Annotated in this window: 26 protein-coding genes; 12 read left to right on the top strand and 14 right to left on the bottom strand. The window is 68.6% G+C overall.

Annotation, left to right across the window (positions count from 1 at the left end):
• The first annotated feature begins 16 nt into the window (after positions 1-16).
• The 3 genes from GO308_RS16255 (at position 17) to GO308_RS16245 (ending at position 2,592) form a co-directional block, all read left to right on the top strand.
• Positions 17-1,501, top strand: coding sequence for a PAS domain S-box protein (locus tag GO308_RS16255; RefSeq protein ID WP_240886190.1), 1,485 nt, complete (start codon positions 17-19; stop codon positions 1,499-1,501).
• Between the two features lie 2 nt (positions 1,502-1,503).
• Complete coding sequence (locus GO308_RS16250) at positions 1,504-2,127, top strand: response regulator (protein ID WP_066481338.1); 624 nt, start codon at positions 1,504-1,506, stop codon at positions 2,125-2,127.
• A gap of 69 nt (positions 2,128-2,196) precedes the next feature.
• Positions 2,197-2,592 carry a response regulator gene (locus GO308_RS16245; RefSeq protein ID WP_066481336.1) on the top strand — a complete coding sequence of 132 codons (396 nt, stop codon included), beginning with the start codon at positions 2,197-2,199 and terminating at the stop codon, positions 2,590-2,592.
• An 86-nt stretch (positions 2,593-2,678) separates the two neighbouring features.
• On the opposite strand, the gene acsF is transcribed toward GO308_RS16245, so the two are convergent.
• The 4 genes from acsF to GO308_RS16225 form a co-directional block, all read right to left on the bottom strand.
• Positions 2,679-3,764: a magnesium-protoporphyrin IX monomethyl ester (oxidative) cyclase gene (gene acsF / locus GO308_RS16240; RefSeq protein WP_240886189.1), complete on the bottom strand. Its 1,086-nt coding sequence runs from the start codon at positions 3,762-3,764 to the stop codon at positions 2,679-2,681.
• Positions 3,765-4,250: 486 nt separating this feature from the next.
• Positions 4,251-5,942, bottom strand: a complete 1,692-nt coding sequence (dld, locus tag GO308_RS16235) for a D-lactate dehydrogenase (protein WP_240886188.1) — start codon at positions 5,940-5,942, stop codon at positions 4,251-4,253.
• Between the two features lie 151 nt (positions 5,943-6,093).
• Complete coding sequence (locus GO308_RS16230) at positions 6,094-7,104, bottom strand: NAD(P)-dependent alcohol dehydrogenase (protein ID WP_240886187.1); 1,011 nt, start codon at positions 7,102-7,104, stop codon at positions 6,094-6,096.
• Between the two features lie 166 nt (positions 7,105-7,270).
• Complete coding sequence (locus GO308_RS16225; protein WP_240886186.1) at positions 7,271-8,434, bottom strand: acyl-CoA dehydrogenase family protein; 1,164 nt, start codon at positions 8,432-8,434, stop codon at positions 7,271-7,273.
• Between the two features lie 208 nt (positions 8,435-8,642).
• Here GO308_RS16225 and GO308_RS16220 point away from each other — a divergent pair, with 208 nt between their 5' ends.
• Entirely contained in the window at positions 8,643-9,422 is a 780-nt protein-coding gene (locus tag GO308_RS16220) for an SDR family NAD(P)-dependent oxidoreductase (protein ID WP_066481322.1), read from the top strand.
• A gap of 206 nt (positions 9,423-9,628) precedes the next feature.
• Here the strand turns inward: GO308_RS16220 and GO308_RS16215 are convergent, their stop codons facing one another.
• Together GO308_RS16215 and GO308_RS16210 are read right to left on the bottom strand one after the other, a co-directional pair.
• Complete coding sequence (locus GO308_RS16215) at positions 9,629-10,135, bottom strand: group 1 truncated hemoglobin (protein ID WP_240886185.1); 507 nt, start codon at positions 10,133-10,135, stop codon at positions 9,629-9,631.
• Between the two features lie 6 nt (positions 10,136-10,141).
• Positions 10,142-11,032: a DUF3034 family protein gene (locus GO308_RS16210; protein ID WP_240886184.1), complete on the bottom strand. Its 891-nt coding sequence runs from the start codon at positions 11,030-11,032 to the stop codon at positions 10,142-10,144.
• A gap of 106 nt (positions 11,033-11,138) precedes the next feature.
• Here GO308_RS16210 and GO308_RS16205 point away from each other — a divergent pair, with 106 nt between their 5' ends.
• Both GO308_RS16205 and GO308_RS16200 read left to right on the top strand, forming a co-directional pair.
• Entirely contained in the window at positions 11,139-11,744 is a 606-nt protein-coding gene (locus GO308_RS16205; protein WP_066550697.1) for a plastocyanin/azurin family domain protein, read from the top strand.
• A gap of 5 nt (positions 11,745-11,749) precedes the next feature.
• A complete protein-coding gene (locus GO308_RS16200) occupies positions 11,750-14,059 on the top strand; it encodes an EAL domain-containing protein (RefSeq protein WP_240886183.1) in 2,310 nt (769 codons plus the stop codon).
• A gap of 11 nt (positions 14,060-14,070) precedes the next feature.
• On the opposite strand, the gene GO308_RS16195 is transcribed toward GO308_RS16200, so the two are convergent.
• The gene (locus GO308_RS16195) at positions 14,071-15,252 is read right to left on the bottom strand and encodes an FAD-binding domain-containing protein (RefSeq protein ID WP_240886182.1); all 1,182 of its coding nucleotides are present in this window, start codon (positions 15,250-15,252) and stop codon (positions 14,071-14,073) included.
• Complete coding sequence (locus tag GO308_RS16190) at positions 15,249-16,184, bottom strand: NAD(P)-binding protein (protein WP_240886181.1); 936 nt, start codon at positions 16,182-16,184, stop codon at positions 15,249-15,251. Before GO308_RS16190 ends, GO308_RS16195 begins: the two co-directional genes overlap by 4 nt.
• Positions 16,185-16,244: 60 nt before the next feature.
• On the opposite strand from GO308_RS16190, the gene GO308_RS16185 reads away from it, so the two are divergent.
• From GO308_RS16185 to GO308_RS16175, 3 genes are read left to right on the top strand one after another with little or no spacing between them, the layout of a single operon-like run.
• Positions 16,245-16,622 carry a DUF393 domain-containing protein gene (locus GO308_RS16185; RefSeq protein WP_240886180.1) on the top strand — a complete coding sequence of 126 codons (378 nt, stop codon included), beginning with the start codon at positions 16,245-16,247 and terminating at the stop codon, positions 16,620-16,622.
• Positions 16,623-16,667: 45 nt separating this feature from the next.
• On the top strand, positions 16,668-17,501 hold the full coding sequence (locus GO308_RS16180) for a diacylglycerol kinase family protein (protein ID WP_066672351.1): 834 nt from the start codon (positions 16,668-16,670) through the stop codon (positions 17,499-17,501).
• A complete protein-coding gene (locus GO308_RS16175) occupies positions 17,498-18,226 on the top strand; it encodes a metallophosphoesterase (RefSeq protein ID WP_240886179.1) in 729 nt (242 codons plus the stop codon). The genes GO308_RS16180 and GO308_RS16175 overlap by 4 nt, the downstream gene beginning before the upstream one ends.
• Positions 18,227-18,230: 4 nt before the next feature.
• Here the strand turns inward: GO308_RS16175 and GO308_RS16170 are convergent, their stop codons facing one another.
• From GO308_RS16170 to GO308_RS16145, 6 genes are all read right to left on the bottom strand, one after another.
• Positions 18,231-18,980, bottom strand: coding sequence for a class I SAM-dependent methyltransferase (locus GO308_RS16170; protein ID WP_240886178.1), 750 nt, complete (start codon positions 18,978-18,980; stop codon positions 18,231-18,233).
• A gap of 203 nt (positions 18,981-19,183) precedes the next feature.
• Positions 19,184-19,711, bottom strand: a complete 528-nt coding sequence (gene rpsI, locus GO308_RS16165) for a 30S ribosomal protein S9 (protein WP_082731240.1) — start codon at positions 19,709-19,711, stop codon at positions 19,184-19,186.
• Positions 19,711-20,190, bottom strand: a complete 480-nt coding sequence (rplM, locus tag GO308_RS16160; RefSeq protein WP_082731241.1) for a 50S ribosomal protein L13 — start codon at positions 20,188-20,190, stop codon at positions 19,711-19,713. The genes rpsI and rplM overlap by 1 nt, the downstream gene beginning before the upstream one ends.
• A gap of 162 nt (positions 20,191-20,352) precedes the next feature.
• Entirely contained in the window at positions 20,353-21,213 is an 861-nt protein-coding gene (locus GO308_RS16155; RefSeq protein ID WP_240886177.1) for a hypothetical protein, read from the bottom strand.
• The gene (gene cutA, locus GO308_RS16150) at positions 21,194-21,508 is read right to left on the bottom strand and encodes a divalent cation tolerance protein CutA (protein ID WP_240886176.1); all 315 of its coding nucleotides are present in this window, start codon (positions 21,506-21,508) and stop codon (positions 21,194-21,196) included. Before cutA ends, GO308_RS16155 begins: the two co-directional genes overlap by 20 nt.
• On the bottom strand, positions 21,505-22,494 hold the full coding sequence (locus tag GO308_RS16145) for a COX15/CtaA family protein (protein ID WP_240886175.1): 990 nt from the start codon (positions 22,492-22,494) through the stop codon (positions 21,505-21,507). Before GO308_RS16145 ends, cutA begins: the two co-directional genes overlap by 4 nt.
• Before the next feature lie 188 nt (positions 22,495-22,682).
• On the opposite strand from GO308_RS16145, the gene GO308_RS16140 reads away from it, so the two are divergent.
• From GO308_RS16140 to GO308_RS18685, 3 genes are all read left to right on the top strand, one after another.
• Positions 22,683-23,069, top strand: a complete 387-nt coding sequence (locus GO308_RS16140; RefSeq protein WP_240886174.1) for a MerC domain-containing protein — start codon at positions 22,683-22,685, stop codon at positions 23,067-23,069.
• A gap of 54 nt (positions 23,070-23,123) precedes the next feature.
• Complete coding sequence (locus GO308_RS16135) at positions 23,124-23,582, top strand: transcriptional repressor (RefSeq protein ID WP_066481291.1); 459 nt, start codon at positions 23,124-23,126, stop codon at positions 23,580-23,582.
• Between the two features lie 114 nt (positions 23,583-23,696).
• Positions 23,697-23,832: 1-deoxy-D-xylulose-5-phosphate synthase N-terminal domain-containing protein (locus GO308_RS18685; RefSeq protein ID WP_276616636.1), on the top strand; the 136-nt coding region annotated here is incomplete at its 3' end.

Below are 23,832 nucleotides of genomic sequence, written 5' to 3'. Positions count from 1 at the left end.
AGGCTATGCCGCTTGCATGAGCCGACCGATCGACGACCTGACCCCCGTCATCGCCGCCGCCGTCACGGCCGATCGCCGGCGCGCCCTGATCCTGGTGGATCGTCACGGCCGTATCCTCAGCTGGAATGCCGGCGCGGCGCGGCTGTTCGAATGCTCGGCGGCAAATGCCATCGGCGGCGACATCGCCCGCTTCGTCCCGATCGGCCCGGAAGTCGGCGCGATCGACGCGCTGGTGGCGAGCCAGTCGACCGGTGAAGCCGCCGATCGCTGGCTGGTCCGCGCCGACCAGACCGAGTTCGTCGCCACCGTCGATGTCGCGCCGATCGACCGCGCCGGAAGCGAACCCGTGTTCGCGCTGCAGATCGAAGACGTAACCGATCGTCGCGCCGCGGCGGTATCGCTCGAACGCAGCGAGGCGCATCTCCAGTCAATCCTCGCCACCATCCCCGATGCGATGATCGTGATCGACGAACGCGGCGTGATCGAATCGTTCAGCGCCGCCGCCGCGCGCCTGTTCGGCTATACCGAGGCAGAGGTGATCGGCCGCAATGTGGGCATGCTGATGCCGGGCGGCGATCGCGCACGCCATGACGATTACATCGCGCATTACCGGCAGACCGGCGAAAAGCGGATCATCGGCACCGGACGCATCGTCGTCGGCCGGCGCCGCGACGGCAGCGAGTTTCCGATGGACCTGGCGGTGGGTGAGACGCTGCTTGAGGGGCATCGCCTGTTCACCGGCTTCATCCGCGACCTGACCACGCAGCAGGAGGCCGAGCTGCGATTGAAGCAGCTTCAGTCCGAACTCATCCACATCTCGCGGGTCAGCGCGATGGGGACGATGGCGTCGACGATCGCGCACGAGCTGAACCAGCCGCTCGCGGCGATCACCAACTACATGGAGGCGAGCGAGGACCTGCTCCGGCAATTGCCCATCGATACGGATTTGCTCGGCGAGGCGGTCAGCCAGTCGGCCCGCGAGGCGCTGCGCGCCGGCGCGATCGTGCGGCGGCTGCGCGATTTCGTCGCGCGCGGCGAGGTCGAACGCCGGGTCGAGCCGCTTGCGGGGCTGATCGAGGATGCGAGCCGCCTTGCGCTGATCGGCGCGCGCGAGCGCGGCGTGCGCGCGCTGATCGATCTCGATCCACAGGCGCCGCTGGTCCTCGCCGATCGCGTCCAGATCCAGCAGGTCGTCGTCAATCTGGTTCGCAACGCGGTCGAGGCGGTGCAGGGCCGCACGGTGCGCGACGTCACGATCACCACTCGGCGCATCGAGCCCGATCGGGTGCGGATCACGGTCGCCGATACCGGCGGCGGCATCGATCCCGCGATCGAGCCGCGCCTGTTCGAGGCGTTCAACACGAGTAAGGAAGCCGGCATGGGCTTGGGCCTGTCGATCAGCCGCACCATCGTCGAAGCGCATGGCGGCCGCATCTGGGCCGAAAACCTGAAGCAAGGCGGTGCGGCCTTTCATTTCACCCTGGAAAGTGGAGCGATTTGATCATGAGCGAAGCCCGCGTGGTCCACATCGTCGACGACGAGGAGTCGATCCGTCGCTCGGCGAGCTTCCTGCTCAAGACCTCGGGTTTCCGGGTACATGTGCACGAAGGCGGCGCGGCGTTCCTGAAGCAGCTGCGCCATGCCGAGCCCGGCTGCGTGCTGCTCGACATCCGCATGCCAGAAATCGACGGGCTCGAGGTGCAGCGGCGGCTGAACGAGGCGGGCGCCGGTCTGCCAGTAATCGTCCTGACCGGCCATGGTGACATATCGAGCGCAGTGACGGCAATGAAGGCTGGCGCAGTCGACTTCCTGGAAAAGCCGTTCGAGAAGGCGCGGCTGATGCAGGCGCTCGAAGCCGGCTTCGAACGGCTCGATCGCGGCCATCAGGCGCAGATCGAAGGGCACGAGGCCGAGGTGAAGCTCGCCGCGCTGACCCCGCGTGAACGCGAGGTGCTCGCCGGCCTGGTCCGCGGCGATCCGAACAAGACGATCGCTTATGATCTCGGCATCAGCCCGCGCACGGTCGAGGTACATCGCGCCAATGTGATGACCAAGCTTGGCGTCCGCAGCCTGTCCGAAGCGCTGCACATCGCCTTCGCCGCGCGGCTGGGCGAGGAGGCATCCTAGGAGCTTTGCGTACAGACCCGGCCGGCCCGGCCTGGCATTCCTGTGCGATCAGATCAGGAGGATGCCGCCATGACCGATACCCTGTCAGCCGCGCCGGCCAGGCCAGATCGCGTGCTGCTGATCGAAGATGACGACGCGGTCCGCCGCTCGCTCCATCTCCTGCTCCACGGGCGCGGGTTCGACGTCAAATCCTATGCCAGCGCGGCGACCCTTGCGAACGATCGCGCCGCAGCCGACGCCCGCTTTCTGATCGCCGACTATCGTTTGGCCGACGGTGACGGCATCGGCGTACTGCGCGGGCTGAAGCGGCGCGGCTGGCATGGCCGGGCGATCCTTGTGACCGGCCACTATTCCGACGCGCTGTGCGATGCGGCGCTCGCCAGCGGGTTCGACGCGGTGCTGGCAAAGCCGCTCAAGCACGGGCAATTGATGGCGACCCTCACGCCGGGACCGTCGCAAGCCTGAGACCCGCGCCGGTTCGCGCGGCCCCCTTCTCGATCTGCTGCCGAAGTCGGGCGAGTCGCGCAAGGTCACCGGGGCCGGGCGAAAATCTACCAGATCGGCTGCAATCGAACGTGATCGGGCAGGGCCAGCGATCGGGTGGGCTGGAAGAAGAGCCGCGCGAACGCCAGTCCGACCTCGAGGATGCCCCGCCAGCGCGAGAGGCGCCCGGCGATGCCACCCCTGCGGCGGGCGGCAACCATGCGATCGGCAGCCCTCTGCATCGCTTCCATCCCGCGCCGGAACCCAGCGCTGTCGGTATCGAATTCCAGTGGGAGGCACTGGCGGCTGATCTCGCTGGTCAGGCGGAAGACGTCGTAATCGAACGTCTCCACGTCGCAGCCTAGCCCCTCGTGCAGCGCGGGGCGGGTGTGATCGCGCACGTACATGGTGGTGTAGACCGCAATGAGGAAGAACCGGATCCACCAGCGATTGATCCCCCGGGTCAGCGACGGATCGGCGCGGATGAGCAGCGCGATCGCCTCGCCGTGGCGGAACTCGTCGTTGCACCATTCTCCGAACCAGTCGAACAACGGGTGGAACTTGTGTTCGGGATGCCGCTGCAAATGCCTGAACACGGTGATGTAGCGGGCATAGCCGATCTTTTCCGACAGATAAGTGCCGTACAGGATGAACTTCGGGCTGAAATAATGGTATTTCTTCGCCCGGGTCAGGAAGCCGAGATCGATGCCTAGCCCGGCGTCCTTCAGACTGTCGTTGATGATCCCGGCATGGCGGCTTTCGTCGCGCGCCAGCAGTCGCATCAGGCGCCGCAGCTGCGGGTTTTTCGTCCGCCGGGCGATCTCGGCATAGAGGATGCAGCCGGAAAATTCCGAGGTCATCGCAGTGACGAGGAATTCGGTGAATTCGGCGCGAAGCGCATCTGGCAATTCTTCGATCGCACCCTCGAACGACGTCTGGCGCTTGAAATGATCGCGGTTGGGATCGGCTTCCATTTCGCGCATCAGCGCATCCCATTCGTCCCATACCGATGATACGTCGATCGCATCGAGCGCGGCGAAATCGGTTGTGTAGAAGCGCGGGCTCAATACCGTTTCGCGCACCACATGGCTGCTGACGTCGCTCGGCTTCGTGAACGGCAGGCTCGATACGTCGTGGATCGCGTTCGTCGCCATGTGCCGTCCCCTCCGGTCTGCTTCCTTTGACCGAGGCTAGGCTTGCGCGGCGGGCACCAATATCCGGAAATCTCCGTAGTCAGGGCGCCGGCTAAGTGAGTGTGTCTTGCGACACCGCTGGCGGTTGCAGTTCCGCAGAGCCAGGCTCAGGCTGAAAAGGCGACGGCAAAACCATCGCCACCGTTCCAAGCCAGCCTCATGCTCGCGCAGCACTCCAATGATCTGTTCCTCGGTAAATCGGCCTCGCCGCATCACGCGTCTCTATCTGACGAGCTGACTTACCAGTGGCATGATTTCCGGGGAGCAGGTCAGATTCCCTTCACGTCCAGGTGACGCCCGCCGGGTCCACGCCAGCCACCTGAAGCACAGCTTCGACAAGATGGAGTTCGGATCCCAGGTTGAGCTGGCGCAGCTGGTCGCGCGCCTGCCGGGCACGCCGATGTCCTCAAACATCGACGGTCGCGCGTCCCGCACCCCGCCGGCCGGTCAGCGCCAGCCGGCGGCGCGGCTCGCCTGGCCGATGCCGGGGTTGAGCGCGTTGGTGGGATCAAGCGCGCGGTAATGGGCGAGCACGGCTTCGGGCGCGGGATAATGATGGCCGAAATTATGCTCGGCCGGGCAGTGGGCGCCGCGGGCGCGGGTGTGGGCGAGCAACGCCGCCTCGACCGCATGCACGTCCTCGCCCGCGCGAACGAGATAGTCGTGATGGAACACCTGGCAGAAGAAGTGGCCGTAATAGACCTTCGCGACGAGCTTTTCCTCAAGCTCGGCGGGCAGGCGCTCGAACCACTCGGTCGTGTCGCGCGGCAGCGCGAGGTCGAGCGCGACCAGCCCGCCCGCCCGTTCGGCGCCCAGCGCCTGCATCCGGATCGCGGCGGACGCGACGCAGAAGCGCAGCTGGAGCGCCGCCGCCGCCTCGTCCGGGGTCGCTTCGAAGAACGCGCCGTCGACACCGTCGAACGCGGCGTCGAGCCAGCGCCGCGCCTCCGCAATCCCGTCGTCGGCCATGCGCAGGATCAGGTGATGGTCGAAGCGGTCGCGAAAGCCGCGCAGCCGCGGCGGAAGCGCCAACGGCACCCGGTCGACCACCGCCTGGACGATCCGGTCGAACGCCCCCGGACGCGTGAACGGCAGCCGGCCGAGCAGGTTTTCCATCCGCGTGCGCGTCGCGAACAGCAGCGGCATCCGGCGCGTCCCCAGATGGCGCACCGCGAGATAGGTATCCCGGCCATAGCGTTCGGCGATGCGGAACGCGTCGCGATGGAGGTACTCCGCCTCCACCGGCAGCGCGGCAAAGTCAGTCAGGATCGTCCGCCGCAACCGGGTGAGGATCTGCGGGTCGGCGGCGCCGATATAGAAGGTCCGGGTTTCCCGATCGGCGGGAAAGGTGTCGACGCGGACCGCGAAGACGACGACATGCCCGGCGCTGCCCGCCGCTTCGAACAGCCGGCGCGGATCGGCGTTGAAACGCGCCGGGGTGGGGGCCGCGCAATCGCGGACATGCGTTTGGTAGTCGGGATCGGAACAGGCGCGCCCGGCATCGGCGGCGAGGGTGAAGTCGCCCGATTCGACCGCGCTCAACAGCGTTTCGGGCGACGCATCGACCGCGACGCCCAGATGGTTGACCAGCCGCGGACGACCGTCGGCATCGATGACGCCGAAAAGCGCGCTCTCGGTATAGGCGGGGCCGCGCCGGATCAGCGTGCCGCCCGAATTGTTGCAGATGCCGCCGACCACCGACGCCCCGATGCACGACGACCCGATCACCGAATGCGGCTGACGGCCCAGCGGCTGCAGCCGGCGTTCGAGGTCGAACAGCGTCGATCCCGCCAGGCAGATCGCCTGCGCCCCGCCGGCGACCAGATGGATACCGTCGATGCGCAGGGTGTTCATGACCACGACCGGGCGGTCATAGCCCTGCTCCGCCGGGGTCGACCCGCCGGTCAGCCCGGTGTTGGCGGCCTGTGCGATCAGGACCGCATTCTCCGCGGCGCAGATCTCCAGCACCCGCCACATCTCGACCAGCGACCCCGGTCGCACCACCGCCGCTGCCTCGCCCCGGCCGATGCGATAGCCGGTGCACCACCGCCGCATCGCCGCCGGAGTGGTCAGGACATGGCGTGGCCCGAGCGCGTCGCGCAGGCGCGCAACCAGTCGCGAGGAGGTGTGGGTGGTCATCGATGCAGTGCGCCCCCGTGCCGGCAAAGCTGAAAATTGCGGTCGTCGCCGCACTCCATGGCAGGTCAGCCGATCGACGCAAGCCCGTGCGAGGTCGGGCAGCCACGCGAGGTGGCCCGCCCTGCCCCTTCCGCCGTTCGCCGCGTCGGGGTCAGCCGATCTCGACCGCGATCTTGCCGAAATGCGCGCCGCTCGCCTGATGCCGGAAGGCGTCGGGAAGGGTTTCGAGGGTGAAGCGCGTGGCGTCGATGACCGGACGGATGCCGGTCGCTTCCAGCGCGCGGATCATCTCACGCTGCTGGCGGTGGGTGCCGACCGTGATGCCGGTGACGCGCAGCTGCTTCATCATCAGGATCGTCGTCGGCAATGGCGCGACATGGCCGGCCAGCACGCCGATCAGCGCGATGTGCCCGCCAAAGCGTGCCGCGGCGATCGACTGGCCCATCGTGCCCGCGCCGCCGACCTCGACCACCAGGTCGACGCCGCCGCCGCTCGCCGCCATCGCGGCCATGCCCCAATTGGGTGTGTCGCGGTAGTTGATCAGGTGGTCGGCCCCCAGCGCCTTCAGCCGCTCCAGCTTCTCGCCGGACGATGAGGTGGCGATCACCGTCGCGCCCATCGCCTTCGCGAATTGGAGCGCGAAGATCGACACGCCGCCGCTGCCCTGAACCAGCACGATGTCGCCGGGCTTTACCTGCCCCTCGACCACCACCGCGCGCCACGCGGTCAGCGCGGCGCAGGGCAGGGTGGCGACTTCGACATGGCTCCAGCCTTTGGGCGCGCGGGTGAAATGATGTGCGGGTGCCACCACCAGCTGGCGGGCAAAGCCGTCGGCATGGTCGCCGGGGACATGGCCCTGCACCATCTCGCCCGGCCGCCCGTCGCGCCAGTCGGGAAAGAAGACGGAGATGACGGAATCGCCGACATTGAATGCGCTGACGCCCGCGCCGACCGCCTCGACCACGCCCGCCCCGTCGGACATCGGGATGCGCCCGTCCAGCGTCGGGATGCCGCCAGTGACGACAACATAGTCGTGATAGTTCAATGAAGTGGCGTGGAGCCGTACCCGCACTTCGCCCGGCCCCGGTTCACCGGGATCGGGCAGTTCGGCGGCGCGGAGCGCGTCGATCGACTGGGGGTGATGCAGGCGGATCGCTTTCATGTGCCCAAAGTCCTCGTCGAGTGATCGCCACCCATTTTCCGTCACCCCAGCGCAGGCTGGGGTCTTGCGTCATGTTGGTGCCCCACTCTGCATGAGATGCCAGCCTGCGCTGGCATGACGGCTGGGGGCGGTGTCGAACGGTGGAACGCCTCCGGTCGCGATCCCGCTACAGCGACCTCGCGATCAGCACCTTCATGATCTCGTTCGATCCGCCGTAGATGCGCTGGATGCGGCTGTTCTTGTACATCCGCGCGATCGGATAGTCGTTGATATAGCCATAGCCGCCGTGGAGCTGCAGGCAGTCGTCGACGATCTGGCATTCGGTGTCGGTGACCCACATCTTGGCGATGGCGGACGTCGGGTTGTCGAGCGTGCCGTCGAGCACCCGGCGCATGCAATCCTGGACGAACACCTTGGCGATCGTTGCCTTGGCCTTGCATTCCGCCAGCTTGAACTGGGTGTTCTGGAAATCGAACACGGGTTGCCCGAACGCCTTGCGGTTGCGGGTATATTCGACCGTCTCCTCGATCGCGCGCTCCATGGTGATGACGCCCGAAATCGCGATGATCAGCCGTTCCTTGGGCAGCTCGTCCATCAGCTGATAGAAGCCCCTGCCTTCCTCCAGCCCCAGCAGGTTTTCCGACGGCACCCAGACATCGTCGAAGAACAGTTCCGACGTGTCCTGGGCCTCGTTGCCGATCTTGTCGAGCGCCTTGCCGCGGCGGAACCCCTCGACCTCGTCGGTCTCGACGACCAGCAGCGAAATGCCGCGCGCGCCCTGCGCCGGGTCGGTCTTGGCGACGACGACGATCAGGTCGGCGATCTGGCCGTTGGAGATGAAGGTCTTGGCCCCGTTGATGCGGTAGCCGTTGCCATCCTTGATCGCCGTCGTGCGGATCGATTGCAGGTCGGAGCCCGCGCCCGGCTCGCTCATCGCGATCGCCGACACGCGCTCGCCCGAGCACAGCTTGGGCAGCCAGCGGCGCTTCTGCTCCTCGGTGCCGTGGCGCTGGATATAGGGGGTGATGATGACGTTGTGCAGCGACAGCGCGAACCCCTCCAGCCGGGCACGCGCGGCCTGTTCGACGAGCACGACATCATGGCGGAAATCGCCGCCCGAGCCGCCATATTCGGTCGGCACGCTGACCCCCAGGAACCCCGCCTGGCCGACTTCGCGCCAGAAGTCGCGTTCGACCTGGCCGGCCTCGCGCCAGCGTTCGACGCGCTCGGGCGGGGCGGCGCGACGGAAGAAGGTTGCGGCCGAATCGCGGAGCATCACCAGCTCCTCGTCCGCCATGAAATCGGGTTCGGGCACGTCCAGCGCAGCCATGCGGCATCCTCCAGAACGGGTTGAGCGACTGTCCCGTATTCGGGTCCCGGCCATTATCCGCCGACGCCGCGCGAATACCAAGTCAACCTGGTTATACAGCATGTGAACATTTGTCCGCGCACCGTTGACGGACAGTGCGGCGCGAGCCAAGGCTCGGTCCCATTCGGGCGGGATCGCCCCCGCCGCGCAACGGGACAGGAGCAGGATGATGGAGCTGAACGGACTTTCCGCGGTCGTGACCGGCGGCGCATCGGGACTGGGCGCGGCGACCGCACGCGCACTGGCGGCAGCGGGGGTGAAGGTCGCGATCTTCGACCTTCAGGCCGAAAAGGGTAACGCGATGGCGGCCGAGATCGGCGGCGTGTTCTGCGAGGTCAACGTCACCAGCGACGAGAGCGTCGACGCCGGTTTTGCGAAGGCGCGCGAAGCGCATGGCCAGGAACGCATCCTGGTCAACTGCGCCGGCGTCGGCAACGCGATGAAGACCGCCAGCCGGTCGAAGGAAGACGGGTCGATCAAGTTCTTTCCGACCCAGGCGTTCGAATGGGTGATCCAGATCAACCTGATCGGCACCTTCCGCTGCATCGCGCGGTCGGCGGCGGGAATGCTGACGCTCGACCCGCTGGCGTCGGGCGAGCGCGGCGCGATCGTCAACACCGCGTCGGTAGCGGCGGAGGACGGCCAGATCGGCCAGGCGGCCTATTCGGCGTCGAAGGGCGGGGTGGTCGGCATGACGCTGCCGATCGCGCGCGACCTGTCGAACGAAGGCATCCGCATCAACACCATCCTGCCCGGCATCTTCGAAACCCCGCTGATGATGGGCGCGCCACAGAATGTGAAGGACGCGCTGGCGGCGTCGGTGCCGTTCCCCAAGCGGCTGGGCGATCCGCAGGAATATGCCAGCCTGGCGCTGGAAATGCTGCGCAACCCCTATTTCAACGGCGAGGACGTGCGCCTCGACGGCGCGATCCGCATGGGCCTGCGCTGAGGGGTCGACGCGAGCGCGCTGGCTCGCTTACCCTGCCCGTCACCCCGGCCTCGTGCCGGGGCCCCGGGGCGGCGGCTGGCGTCCCTGCGCTTTCGTCATGCCGGACTTGATCCGGCGTCCCGCTTTCACCGTCGTTGCGCGTGGACATCGGCACAAGGCTGGCGTGACGAGGAGGTAACGCCCTCCCCGCCAGCCAAGTGCGCCGATCAGCGTTCGACCACGTCGCCGCGCATCGGCGCGAGCTTCGACAACAGCTTGTTCTGGGCGGCAAAGGACACGCCCTCTTCGGCCATCGCATCCTGAAGCAGTTCCACAAGCCGGTTCATGTCGGCATGTTCGACGCCCAGGTCCTTGTGCGCAGCCTTCATGTCGCGGCCGGAATAGGTGCAGCCGGCGTTGAGCAGGTAGCAGAACTGTTCGAACAGCGTGCGCGACAGCCGCACCCGGTCATGGCGATCGAAAATCTCGCCGATCACCGGATCGGCATAGGCGCGCGCGACCAGTCCGTCGACGATCCGGCGGATCCCCGCCTGGCCATGGAACGCCGCCGCCAGCGACGGGCCCGAAAACGGCCGCGCGCCGGCATTGGCCGGATCGACGCGATAGGGGTCGACCGCGTCCTCGCCCGGCACGGCGTGCGGCGGAGGTGCGCCGTCCTGGTTGGGCGCGGCGGCAAGAAAAGCGAGCGCGAGGAAGTACGGAGGCATCGTCATCGGTCCTCAGAAGCCGGCCTGGAGCTGGAACAACACGCCGCGCTGGTTGCGCACGGTGGCGACCGAGCCGAGATCGGCATAGGCCACGGTCGCGGTGACGTGGCGATTGATCGCATAGGCGGCGAACACGTCGAACCAGTCGTCCTCCCGCGCGATGCCCAGATTGTCGGGCTTCGACCGAAACTCGGCCCCGACCGCGAAGGGGCGCGAAAACTGATAGGCTGCGCTCGCCTCCACCTCGACGCGGTGCGCATCGCCGAGATCGCCGCCAAAGCCGAGCAGGCCGAGCTGGTTGGCCTTGGTCAGCCGGAGCGTCGCATTGACCAGCAGGCTGTGGCGCAGCAGCAGCTTGGTCGCCGAGGCATAGACGTCGACACCCTCGTCATGGGCAGCGCCGACCGCGCGGACGATGTCGGCGTCGCGGTTCTTCTTGTACTGGACACCCGCCGCGACCGCGGGAAGCCATTCGGGGCCATAGACCAGATCGCCGAACAGCCTGACCTTCGCCCCGAACACGTCCTGGTCGAAGGCGAAGTCTTTGCCGATGCCCAGCGCGCCGCCGATTTCGTTGGTGTTGATGTTCTGGCGCGCATAGCTGAGTTCGACCCGGTCGAAAAAGCCGATCGCGGCACTCAGGACGCGGACGTCGTAATCGCGCTGCTCGGTAACCGTCACCGACGCCTGCGCGCCGATGCCGTCGCGCGTTTCGTTGCCCGCGATCACCGCCCAGCTCGCGATGCCGCCACCCGATGCGCCTTCCAGCGTCGAAATCCCGTTGGTCAGCACCAGTTTGCCGCCCTGGCGCAGCTCTTCGGCGGTCGCGGCCGACGGCGCGATCAGCCCGATGGCGGCGACCAAAACAGGGGGGAAGAATTGAAGCAGATGTAAACGGCTCATCCGTCGCGTCTATGCCGGATATGGTTAACAAATCGGGGGCTGTCGCGCGGGCAGCCGCCGGCCGCGCTTAACGCGATGTTGAAGTTTCTGATCCATCCCGGCGGCCATGGTGAAGTTTTCCGCAGTTTGCGCAATCGCCGCGCTCTCCACGGTGCCGGCGTGGGCAGGCGAGCTGGAGCTTCGGGTGGTCGATGCCGCCGGAACACCGATTCGCGATGCGGTGGTGACGGTGATGCCCGCTGGTGGCGTGTCCGATCGGCCGATCCGGTTTCCCTGGGGAACCACGATGGTCCAGCGCGACATCGCGTTCCAGCCCCATGTCCTGATCGTCCCGGTCGGTGCGAGCGTTGCCTTTCCGAACCGAGACAAGGTGCGTCACCACATCTATTCCTTTTCCAAGCCCGCGCGTTTCGAGCTCAAGCTCTATGGGCGCGACGAGGTGCGCAGCTACACCTTCAAGACCCCCGGCGCGGTCGCGCTGGGCTGCAACATCCACGACCGCATGAGCGGATTCATCAAGGTCGTCGACACGCCATATGCGATCGCCACGGGCGGTGACGGCATCGCCCGGATCGCCGCGGTTCCGGCCGGCCCGGCGCGGGTCACGGTCTGGCACCCGCGATCGCGTGCGCGCGACAACGAAATCGTTCAGACGATGGTGTTCGCCGCGACCGGCCAGTTGGCCCGCCAGGTCCAGCTCCAGCTTCGGTGACCGGCATGGCGCGCTTCGTCCCTGTCGCCCGGATCGCGGCGCGGCTGCACGCGAGCGGGTCGCTGTCGCGCAAGCTGACGCTGTTCTACGCCTTGCTGTTCGGCGCGGCCGTGGCGCTGATGCTGGGCGGCGCGCGCTGGGGCATCGATCGCTATGCCGAGCGCGCGGTCCGCGCCGAGCTTCAAGCCGGCGGCGAGATTTTCGATCGCATCACGACGATGCGCTATTCGCAGCTCGCCGATGCGGGCCGTGTGCTGGCGATCGATTACGGATTTCGTGCCGCCGTCGCTAGCGCCGACGCACCGACGATCGAATCGGCGCTCGACAGCCTGAAGCGCCGCCTCGTCCTCGACCAGGCGTTCGTGGTCACAATCGACGGCGACTTGATCGGTTATCGAGGCCGCCTCGACCCGCGCCAGGCCGAACGGTTGCCCGCGCTGCTCGATCAGGGTGCCGACCGCGGCGTGCTCCGGCTGGGCGACCGCGACTATGCGGCGATTGCGGCCCCGGTCGAGGCGCCGATGCTGCTCGGCTGGGTGGTCTTTGCCAAATCGCTCGACGAAGCGGAAATGACCAGCCTGTCGCAACTCACCGCGTTCAAGCTGAAGCCGGAAGTGCGTCCGGTCGATCGGGTCGAGCGCGCGCTGCGCGATCCGGCCGCCCGCGCCGGAATCGAGCGTATCGAGGACGGCGAACGGATCCTGATCCAGACCCGCCCGATCCAGAGTTTCGACCCCGCCGCGGCCCATCTGCTCGTGCTTCAGTTCAGCCTGACCGATGCGCTCGGCCAGTATCGGCCGATCTTCAACATCCTGGCCATCCTGGGCATCATCGGCGTGATCGTCGCCGTCACGGGCAGCGCCTTCCTGGCGCGCGCGATCGCGCGGCCGGTGCGCGAGCTCGACCGCGCCGCACAGCGGGTCAGCGCCGGCGAACAGGCGCAGGTGCCGGTATCCGGCAATGACGAGCTGGGCCGGCTGGCGCAAAGCTTCAACCAGATGGTCGTCGATATCGACGCGCGCGAGCGACAGATCGCGCATATGGCGTTTCACGACAGCCTGACGGGCCTGCCCAATCGCGCGCTGCTGCGCGAGCATGTCCAGCTGGTGCTGAAGAACGCGCGGAGTGCGCGACGGATGGCGCTGTTCTGCCTCGACCTCGATAATTTCAAGGCGGTCAACGACACGCTCGGCCACCCGGTGGGCGATGCGTTGCTGTGCGAAATCGGCGCGCGGCTGCGCACGCTGGTGGGCGACGACGGGTTCGTCGCCCGGCTGGGGGGTGATGAATTCGCGCTGCTGCTGCCCGAACACCGGCCGTTCGACCGGATCGCCCATGACATCATCGATACCGTTGCGCGGCCGGCGCGGATCGACGGCCACCGCATCGTGCCGGGCACGACGGTCGGCGTCGCCATCGCCAGCCTGGACGGCAGCGACGTCACGACCCTGCTCAAAAATGCCGACCTTGCGCTCTATCGCGCCAAGTCGGAGGGCAAGAACTGCGCGCGCTTCTTTGAAGCGGCGATGGATGCGGAGGCCCGCGCGCGCCGCGAGATGGAGCTCGACCTGCACGACGCCCTCAATGACGGGCGCCTGTTCCTGATGTTCCAGCCGCTGTTCAACCTGGCCGAAAGCCGGGTTGCGGCGTTCGAGGCGCTGTTGCGCTGGAATCACCCGACACGGGGACTGGTATCGCCGGTCGAATTCATCCCGTTGGCGGAAGACACCGGGCTGATCGTGCCGATCGGCGAATGGGTACTGCGCGAGGCGTGCCGGATGGCGATCCAGCTGCCCGAAAACGTGCGCGTCGCCGTCAACATCTCCCCCGTCCAGTTTCGCAACCCCGGCCTCAACGCGACGATCCTCAGCGCGCTCGCTGACAGCGGACTCGACCCGGGCCGGCTCGAGCTCGAGATCACCGAAAGCCTGTTCATCGACAATATCGAAGCGACGCTGGCGTCGCTGCACAGCCTGCGCGCGCTGGGCGTGCGCGTGGCGCTCGACGATTTCGGCACCGGCTATTCGTCGCTCAGCTATCTACGCAGCTTCCCCTTCGACAAGCTGAAGATCGATCGCAGCTTCATCATCGACCTGATGGCCAATGAGGGCGCGACCGCGATCATCCGGTCGATCACGACGCTGGCGGATGCGCTGGGCATGGAAACCACGGCGGAGGGCGTCGAGAATGTCGAGCAGCTCGACATCCTGCGCGAACAGGGCTGTTCGCAGATCCAGGGCTTTTACTTCAGCAAGCCGTTGCCCGCCGACGAGCTGAAAAAACTGTTCGACCGCGAGGAGCGCAAGGTCGCCTGACGTCCGCGTGCCTAGAGCGCGAGGCCGATCGGGCGCAACGCGTCGGGTGCCCCGGCCCTGACCCGGAAGAACCCTGCGGTCGCCAGCGGCCACAATGCACCATCGTAATCGCGCGGTGGCAGCATCGCGATGCCCGCATCCGCCAGCGCATCGCGCACCGGCCCGACCGGGGCATGCGTGGCGACGACCGTATCAAGGTCGTGCGCGGCGGCTGCGGCGGCGACCTCGCCCGCGGAGGCGACGCGGCACGGCGAACAGCCAAACGCCGCCGACGCACGCGCCAGCGCGTCGTCGACCGCCCCGTCCGCGAAGCCGGTCACGGTGTCCGCCGTCCCCGCGCTGCGCCCATCCGCCGCCGACAGCCCGATGACGCGCGCGGGCGGATGGGCGAGCGCGAGCGATTCCGCCCGGCAATCATCGTCATGGATCAGCAGCGCGTAACGGCCGGGCAATGCCGGCGGCGGCGGCGGGGCGAGCGGCACCAGCGGGTGGTCGACCTGCTCCACCAGCGGCGCGGCGTGATCGGCCAGACCGCGCGGCGAAAACCGGCCGCCGGTATGGCGCGCGATGTTGTCGGCGCGCGCGAGATAGGTCTTGCCCCGCGTGTGCAGGCCCGCCACCCAGCGCCAAGACAGCGTGTTCGACGCCGGATCGCCATCGATCAGGTGACGCAGGAACAGGTCCGCACCCAGTTGCCACGGCAGGCGCAGCGTGAAGATCCAGATGCTGGCAAACCACATGCGCGCGTGATTGTGCAGCCAGTTGCGTGCCACGAGTTCCCCGATCCACGCGTCGAAGCAATCGATGCCCGTGCGGCCGGCAATCGCCTGCGCATAGCCGGCCGCATGGGTACCGCCGCGCGCCAGATCGGCGAGCGCGGCGTCGCGGTCGTGGAGATAGGCCCGCCAGACGCTCGGCCGCTGTTCGAGCCAGCCCTTGAAATAGCCGCGCCACAAGACCTCGCTGATCCATTTGTCGGCGCGTTCGGGGCCGTGGTGCGTCAGCGCGGCGTCGATCAGCTCGCGCTCCTCGATCAGGCGGTGGCGGACATAGCGTGACAGGACAGACACCGTCGCCGCGCCGTCCGGCCCGGCATCGTGGTTGCGGCGGTCGGCATAGGCGCGCCCCATATGCGGGGCGAACGCATCCAGCCGGGCAAGGCCCTCGGCGCGAGTCGGGATGGCGATCGTCACGCCGCCGCCATCAGCGCGGCGAGCTGCGTGCCGGAGCGCCACGCGGCCTCGACGCGCGGCCCGGCCAGCCAGTCGCCGCACAGCCCGATCCGCCGTGCCGAATCCCACACCGCCCCCGCCCCGGCATTGCCCGAGCGGGCATAGCGCCACCGATGCGCCGCGACATGCAGCGCCAGCGGCAGCGGCGTGCCCGCCAGCCCGGCGAGTGCCGCGCGCAGGTGGTCGGCGACGGCCGCCCCCTCCGCCTCGATCCATGCGCGCGACCAGGCGGGCGATCCCTGGATGACCCAGGTCTCGATCGGGCCGCGGCCGGGCTTGGCGCTGTTGCGCGCCGCCCAGCCAATGTCGCCGCGGTCGCGCAGGACATCGGGCAGCGGCAAGGGCGCGGCGAACGCAGCCATCACCGTCCAGCACGGCTCGGACGGCGCCGCCTCGGCCCGCTCGGCCAGGTCGGAGGCAACGTCGGCGAGCAGAGCTGCCGCCTGTTCGGCGGGCAGCGCGACGACGATGCGGTCGAACGCCCCGGTCTGCGTCCCGTCGGCGCAGGTCAGTCGCCAGCCATTCCCGTCCCGCGCCAGCGCGGTGACTTGAGTCGACCATGCGACCTGCTGGGTCGCGGCGAGCGCGCGGACGGGCGCGTTCATCGCCGGGGTGCCGACCCATGCGTCGTCACCGGCGACCGGCCAGCGCGCGACGATGCCCGCCCCCGCCCACGCCCCGACCCGGGCGACGAAAGCGGGGTCGCGCGCGGTGAAATATTGCGCGCCATGGTCGAACCCCGTCATGACGCCGTCGATCTCGACCCGGCGGGTCGACATGCGCCCGCCGGGTCCGCGCGCCTTGTCGAACATGCGCACATCGCCCGCCGGCCCGCCCAGCGCGTCGGCACAGGCGAGCCCGGCGATTCCGGCTCCGATGATCGCGGTCGACATGCGTTGGCCTGTCCTTTGGGTCAGCTTGTCCTGCGCGCCCCGGCGTCCGATGTAGCACGGATGACGCGGGTAACGGTCTGGTTCGATGGCGACTGCCCGCTTTGCCGGCGGGAAATCGCGTGGATGCGGCGGATGGACCGGCGCGGAACCATCTGCTTCGTCGATGTCGCAGGTGACGCGGGTGCGGCAACCTGCCCGTTGGACCGTAGCGCATTGCTCGCACGCTTTCACGCGGAGGAGGACGGCCGGCTCCTGTCGGGCGCGGCGGCGTTCGCGGCGATGTGGCGCGCAATTCCGCGGCTGCGTCCGTTTGGACTCGCCGCGCGCCACCCGTTCGTCCTCGCGCTGCTCGAACGTGCCTATCGCGGGTTCCTGCGCGTGCGGCCGCAGTTGCAACGCATCGCCCGCGCGCATGCACAGCGCGCGGCACGGCATTAATTGCCACGCGTGCGGCCAAATGCGCCACCGCGCGTTTGAGCGGCCATGCAGCGGCTGTGGTTCATCACCAATCCGGGGTCGGGTTCTGCGACGCCCGAAAAATGCGAGGCGCTGGAGGCGGTGTTCGCCGAGCGGGGGCTGGCGCTGGTCGGTCGCACCCGCTTCCCCGACGAGGATCTGCCAACGGCCGCCACGCTCGACGCGGCGCGAGCCGACACCATCGTCCTGTTCGCGGGCGACGGGACGATCAACGCCACGCTCGTCGCGCTCGAAACGTGGTCGGGCGCGTTCCTGATCCTGCCGGGCGGCACGATGAACCTGTTGGCCAAGGCGCTGCACGACAGCGTCGACCCGGCGGAGATCATCCACGCCGCACACACGGCCGGACGGCGGACGACGGTACCGGTGATCGAAGCCGGCGCGCACCGGGCCTTTGTCGGCGTCATCATCGGCCCGGCGGCGAGCTGGTTTCGCGCGCGCGAGGCGGCGCGCGGACGCCAGCTGCGCCGGCTGTGGGCGGCCGCACGGCTGGCCTGGCGACGCACCTTTGGCCGGGGCGTGCGAGTCGGCGGCGTCGCCGGGCTGCAGCGCGGCTGTCAGGCAGTGTTCGTGCGGCCCGCAACGCCCCGGATGCTGGTCGCGGGGATCGACGCGCGCGACTGGCGGGGGATTGTCGGGCTCGGCTGGAGCTGGCTGACCGGCGAATGGGTCGCCGCGCGGGCCGTCCAGGCCGGCGAGGCGGCGGAACTCTGGAATGCCGAACGGCGGCCCGTACTGGCACTGTTCGACGGCGAGCCGGTCACGCTGGCCCCCGGTGCACGGCTGCGCGCCACGCAGTCTCGTACCCAGTTGCTCGCCACGCGCGCGGAGGCGGCATGACCCGGCTGTTCCATGTGAGCGACATCCATTTCGGGGCGGAGGACCGCGCCGCGCTCGACTGGTTCGCCGCTGCCGTCGCACACGAGGCGCCCGACGCGGTGATCGTCACCGGCGACCTGACCATGCGCGCGCGGCGGCGCGAGTTCGCGGCGGCGGCCGAGTGGCTGGCGGCGCTGGGGCGGCCGGTGACGGTGGAGGTCGGCAACCACGACCTGCCCTATTTCAACCCGCTGGCGCGGCTGTTCAATCCCTATGGCCGCTATCGCGCGGTCGAGGCGATGATCGAGCGGCCGCTGTCGCTTGCGGGCGTGTCGATCGTGCCGCTGCGCACCACGGCGCGCGCGCAGTGGCGGCTCAACTGGGCGCAGGGGCGCGTCGGGCAACGCGCGCTTACGGAAACGCTGGCGCTGCTCGATACCGTTCCCGACGATCACGTCGTCCTGATCGCGTGCCACCATCCGCTGATCGATGCCGAGACGCGCACCCGGGCCCGGACGCATGGCGGGCGCGCCGCGCTGGAGACACTCACGCGGCGCGGCGCGGACGCGGTGCTGACCGGGCATGTCCATTACCCGTTCGACATCGCGCACCGCATCGACGATGCGACCGTCCGGCTGATCGGCGCGGGGACGCTGTCCGAGCGGCTGCGCGACGCCCCGCCTTCGTTCAACGAGCTGGTGATCGCCGACGGCGCGATCACCACGCGCCACCGGATGATGGATTGAGGCGTCAGCGCAGGCGGGTGCCGATCAACGTGCCCTTGGTGCCGCGATTGACCAGTTCGAAGTCGAAATCGGGCCAGCGTTTGCGCCAACGCGATGCGACCACGCGCTCGCCCGGCCGTGCGCCGTCGTCGAGCATGATCGTGCCACCGACCGGCAGCCGGTCGAACAGCGTCTCCGCCGCGCCGCGCACAAAGGGGTGGATCGTCCACGGCGGTCCGTCGATCAGCAACAGGTCGATCCGATCGGGGAGCGGCCCGTGGTCGTACCACACGCCCGGCCAGCCGGCGGGAGCGCGACGGAACGGCGTCGCGCGAATCTCCGCATCGACGCCGTGCTCGTTGAGCCAGGCATGCGTCGCCGCAACGAAATCGGCATGCTGGTCGCAGCTGATCAGGCGACCTCCCCCATAGAGCTGGAGCGATCTGGCAACGACCAGGCTCGACGCGCCGGTTCCCAGTTCGACCACCGTCTGCGGCCGGGCTGCGCGGATATGTTCGACGATCAGCGCCAGGAAACCGGTATCCGCCTTCCAACTGCCCAGATTGGGCAGCGCGTCGGCAGGCAGGCCGATCTCCGCGAGCAGCGCCGCTTTGTGGTGGGGCGACCCGCCCGACAGGCTGCGCGCCAGCCACGGCCACTGGATCGCGCCCCAGGCGATGGTGAACAGGCGGTCGGCCAGCGACTTGCGCACATCGGCGGGCCAGAGATGGTCGCTGGCGCGGGTAAGGTACGAGGTGGTTTCGCGGGTAGTCATTTCAGAACGCACCGATCGACTGGGAGAGGCGGAACGCGCGGCCGTTCATGCGCCTGCGGGTGACGCCGCGCAATCGCGACGTGGCACCGGCACCCCGGTCGACGACGAAGCGCGCGATGGATGCGCCCGGAATCGAAACAGGGCGGCCGCACGTCGCGAACCGCCCTGTTTCAATTTGCCCGAACAAAGGTCCGGGAGCCCGATTAACGCTTCGAGAACTGGAAGCTGCGGCGGGCCTTGGCGCGGCCGTACTTCTTGCGCTCGACCGTGCGGCTGTCGCGGGTCAGGAAGCCCGCAGCCTTGACCGGGGCGCGCAGCACCGGCTCATACTTGGTCAGCGCCTGGGCGATGCCGTGCTTGACCGCGCCGGCCTGGCCCGACAGGCCGCCGCCCTTGACCGTGCAGATCACGTCATACTGGCCGGTCCGCTCGGCAACGCCGAACGGCTGGTTGATGACGAGGCGCAGCGTGGGGCGCGCGAAATAGACTTCCTGGTCGCGACCGTTGATCACGATCTTGCCCGAACCGGGCTTCAACCAGACGCGCGCGACCGCGTCCTTGCGGCGGCCGGTAGCATAAGCGCGGCCATAGGCGTCGAGTTCCTGCTGGCGCAGCGGCGCGGGCTCGCGCGCGGGGGCGGCAGGCGCGGCGTCGCCGTCGACCGGCGCGGTCGCCGGCTGCGACTGCACCACCGCACCCAGATCGGAAAGGGACTGGCGATTGTCGGACATTATGCGCCCACCTTGTTCTTGCGGTTCATGCCCGCGATGTCGAGGATTTCGGGGTTCTGCGCGTCATGCGGATGCTCGGCGCCCTTGTAGATGCGCAGGTTGCGCATCTGCTCGCGGCCCAGCGGACCGCGCGGGATCATGCGCTCGACCGCCTTTTCCAGGATGCGCTCGGGAAAGCGGCCCTCCAGGATCTTGTCGGCGCGCACTTCCTTCAGGCCGCCGGCATAGCCGGTGTGCTTGTAGTACATCTTCTGCGTCGCCTTGCGCCCGGTGAAGCGCACCTTGTCCGCATTGATGACGATCACGTTGTCGCCGCAATCGACGTGGGGGGTAAAGCTGGTCTTGTGCTTGCCGCGCAGAACATTGGCGATGATCGTCGCCGCGCGACCGACCACCAGGCCATCGGCATCGACCAGATGCCACTTCTTCTCCACCTCGTGCGGCTTGACCGACTTGGTGGTCTTCATCAGCGCCTTCATGGGCTTTCGACCTTCGTTTCGAGGACCATCTGCGTTCCGGGCGTCGCCCCAAACAGCAGCGCGCCACCCGTGCGGGCAGCGCGTTGTGGGCCACCAATGTCGCAGACGCGCCGATTCGTCAAGCATAGGGCCGATTTGCTGACGGGTATTGGAATACCGGGGCTATTCCGCAGCCAGTGTCGTGCGGGTGGTGATGACCGATTCGCCCGCCGGAATGACGATCCGCTCGCGTCGGACGCGCGACACGATCAGCCCGGTCGCGGGGTCGATCCGCCGGGTTTCGCGCACCTGCATCTCGCCCGCGGCATCGGTGCGCGTGGCGGTGAGGACGCCGGCGGCGTTCTCCTCCTCGACGACCAGCCCGCCCGCATCGGCGATCGCGCGCACGCTGCCGGTCAGCGTCACCCGGCCGCCGAGCGGCGAGCGAACCTCGCGCGTGAGCGGCTGCGGCGGCGCGCCCGCGCGGGCAGCGGCGCGCGGATCGATCAGCTCGCTCAGCGCCGACCCGAGCAGCCGTGCCTGACGTTCGGGCGGCAGGCTGCGCATCGGCGCGGTCAGTTCGGCCAGCCGCGCCCGCCGCGCGTCGCCGCCCGCGCCCGACGGCTGCTGTCCGCCCAGCCCGTCCAGATAGGCGGACCAGTGCCCGGACACCCCGTCGAGCGACCGGATGTCGCCTGCGGCATCGAGGTGAAAGACCATTGTTCGCTGCAACAGGCCACGCAGCCCCGCCTCGAACATCGCACCCGCGCGGCGGCCGATGCCGCCGTCGATCGCCACCAGCGTCACTTCGGCACGGAACCCGCCTTCGCCGTCGCGGGCGAACCGCACCGTGCGTTCGGCGGTATAGCGCGCGGTCTCGCCCGCCACGACGCGCGTCTGTTCCAGCCGCTGGCGATACGGCGCGTCGATCCGGGGGGCGAAGGTGCCGCGCGCAACCTGGTCCGGCAGCGTGCGGCGGACCAGCGGCACCGGATCGGCCTGCACGGCCAGGACGACCGGGGGTTCAGCCGCGAGTGGCAGCATCGACCCACGCCTGCGCCTCGAACCCGGCGCTGGCGGCCCATTGCTCGATCACCGGCAAGTCATAGGGGTGCAGCGCCGCCAGCCTTGCGGCCAGCGCGTCGGCGCGGTCGTATGCGGTCTTGAACAGCGCGGGCACCTCCTGCGCCTGCTCGATCCGCCCCTCCCACGCGAACAGCGAGCGGCAGGGTGCCAGGAGGTTGACGCACGCCGCCAGCCGCTCGGCGATCAGCGTCGCGCCGATCCGCTCGGCCGTCGCCGCGTCGGGGAAGGTCGTGTAGAGGACCGCCAGCGTCATGCGCGGACGCGCCGGTCCGCGCCGATCGCATGGGCACCCCAGGCGACCGTGATGACCAGCAGCGCGCCGACCAGTTGGTGGAGCACCGCGAGCGTCAGCGCGACGCCGCTCATCACCGTCGCGATGCCGAGCAGGATCTGCACGCCGAATGCGCAATGGATCGCGATCGACGCGCCACGCGCACCGGCGCGGCGGGCCGCCCGGGCCAGCACGACCAGCGCCGCGACCGCTACCCAGGCCCACCAGCGGTGGACGAAATGGATGACGAACGGATCGCCGACCAGCGCGGCGAACGACCATTCGGCACCGGGCGGCAGCAGCGCGCCGTTCATCAGCGGCCACTGGTCGGTGACGTGCCCCGCGTTGAGCCCGGCGGTATAGGCCCCGAACAGCAGCTGGACGAACAGGACCAGCGCGACGCCGATCGCCAGCGGGCGAAGCCGGGCGGGACGCGCCGCGGGATCGTGCGCCAGCGCGCGCAGATCGAGCGCGGTCCACACCACGCCCGCCAGAATGAACAGCGCAGTCAGAAGGTGCACCGCCAGGCGGTAATGGCTGACATCGGTGCGCGCGCTCAGCCCGGAGGCGACCATCCACCACCCGATGGCACCCTGCAGCCCGCCGAGCGCGAGCAGCGCGACCAGACGCGGCGCATAGCCCGCCGGGATTGCCCGCCGCCACGCGAACCATGCGAGCGGGAGCGCGAAGGCGAGGCCGATCAATCGCCCGAGCAGGCGGTGGAAATACTCCCAGAAATAGATGAACTTGAACTGGGCAAGCGTCATGCCCTGGTTGAGCAGCTGATATTCGGGGATACGCCGGTAGGCGGCGAACTCGGCCTGCCACGCCGCGTCGTTGAGCGGCGGAAGCGTGCCCGATATCGGCTTCCATTCGGTGATCGACAGCCCCGATTCGGTCAGGCGGGTGATGCCGCCCACCGCGACCATTGTGACGATCAACGCCGCGACGACGAACAGCCAGGACATCAAAGCGCGCGGACGGGCACGCAGCGCGACGTGACGGGGGGAGGTTTGCTGCAACACGCGGCTGCATCTAGGCGCTGGCGCGGGCAAAATCGAGACGGCACTTCGCCCATCGGCCGCTCCGCCGTACCCGCCGGATTCACCGTAATGATATGTTGTAACTTGTCCGGCCAGCAGCTATAGCCGCGCCGATGTCGTCGAGTCTCGCCCTGCCCCGCGCCACGTTCGGTTCTGCCTGGTCGATCGACCGGCTGGGCGTGTTCCTGTCGGGGCTGTGCGTCGTACACTGCATCGTGACCGCACTGTCGCTCGGCGTGCTCGCATCGGCGGGCGATTTGTTCAGCCCCAGCCTGCACGAATATGGCCTGATCGCCGCCAGCCTGCTCGGCGCGGTGGCGCTGACCCGCGGTATCCTCGTCCACGGCCTGCTGACCCCCTCGGCGGTCGGCGGCTTCGGGCTCGGCGTGATGGCGGGCGCGCTCGACCTGCCGCATGGCTGGTGGGAGACCGCGGCGACCGTGCTCGGCGTCGGTCTGGTCGCGCTCAGCCACGAGCTCAATCGCCGCGCGATCCCTTAGGGCGCGTTGCCGGGCCGCTTGCCGATCGCCGCGCGCGCGCCTAAATCCTCGACCATGGCCAGCCACACCCATCACGAGCACGAAGGTCGCGCGCTGACCGACGCAGCCCAGTCGCGGCTGGTGGGGCATGGCGAGCAATGGACGGCGATGCGGGAAGCGGTGTTCGTCGCGCTCGCCGGCTTCGACAAGCCGGCATCGGCCTATGACATCGCCGACGCGGTGTCTCGGCGCGAGGGTCGGCGGGTCGCCCCCAACAGCGTCTATCGCATCCTCGACCTGTTCGTCGGGGCCAATCTGGCGCGGCGGGTGGAAAGCGCCAATGCCTATGTCGCCAATGCGCATCCCGACTGCCTGCACGACTGCATCTTCCTGGTCTGCGACGATTGCGGTCAGGTGACTCATCTCGACAACGACCGGATCACCGGCGACGTCCGCGCCGCCGCCAGCGGATCGGGTTTCGTGCCGGTCCGCCCGGTCATCGAGGTGCGGGGCAAGTGCAAGACCTGCGCCTGAAGCACTGTCCAGCCGGCTGATCGACGCCGGCGGCCCGCGCCGGGCAACGGCCCCCGCCGCCGGATTTGGCCGGTTTTGATCGACAATGCCGGGGTGGGGCGATACACCGGCCGGATGATTGATACGCCCGACACGCCGTTGCTGGATACGGTTGCCACGCCCGAGGATCTTCGCAGGCTGAAGCCTGGCCAGTTGCGCCAGTTGGCGGACGAGCTGCGATCGGAGGTGATTTCGGCGGTGGGGGTGACGG

The organism is Sphingomonas sp. SFZ2018-12, from assembly GCF_022496715.1.
In the GTDB taxonomy this organism is placed as follows: Bacteria; Pseudomonadota; Alphaproteobacteria; order Sphingomonadales; family Sphingomonadaceae; genus Sphingomonas.
The sequence above is the reverse complement of the archived record's forward strand: the minus strand, read 5'-3'. Positions and strand labels throughout refer to the sequence as shown.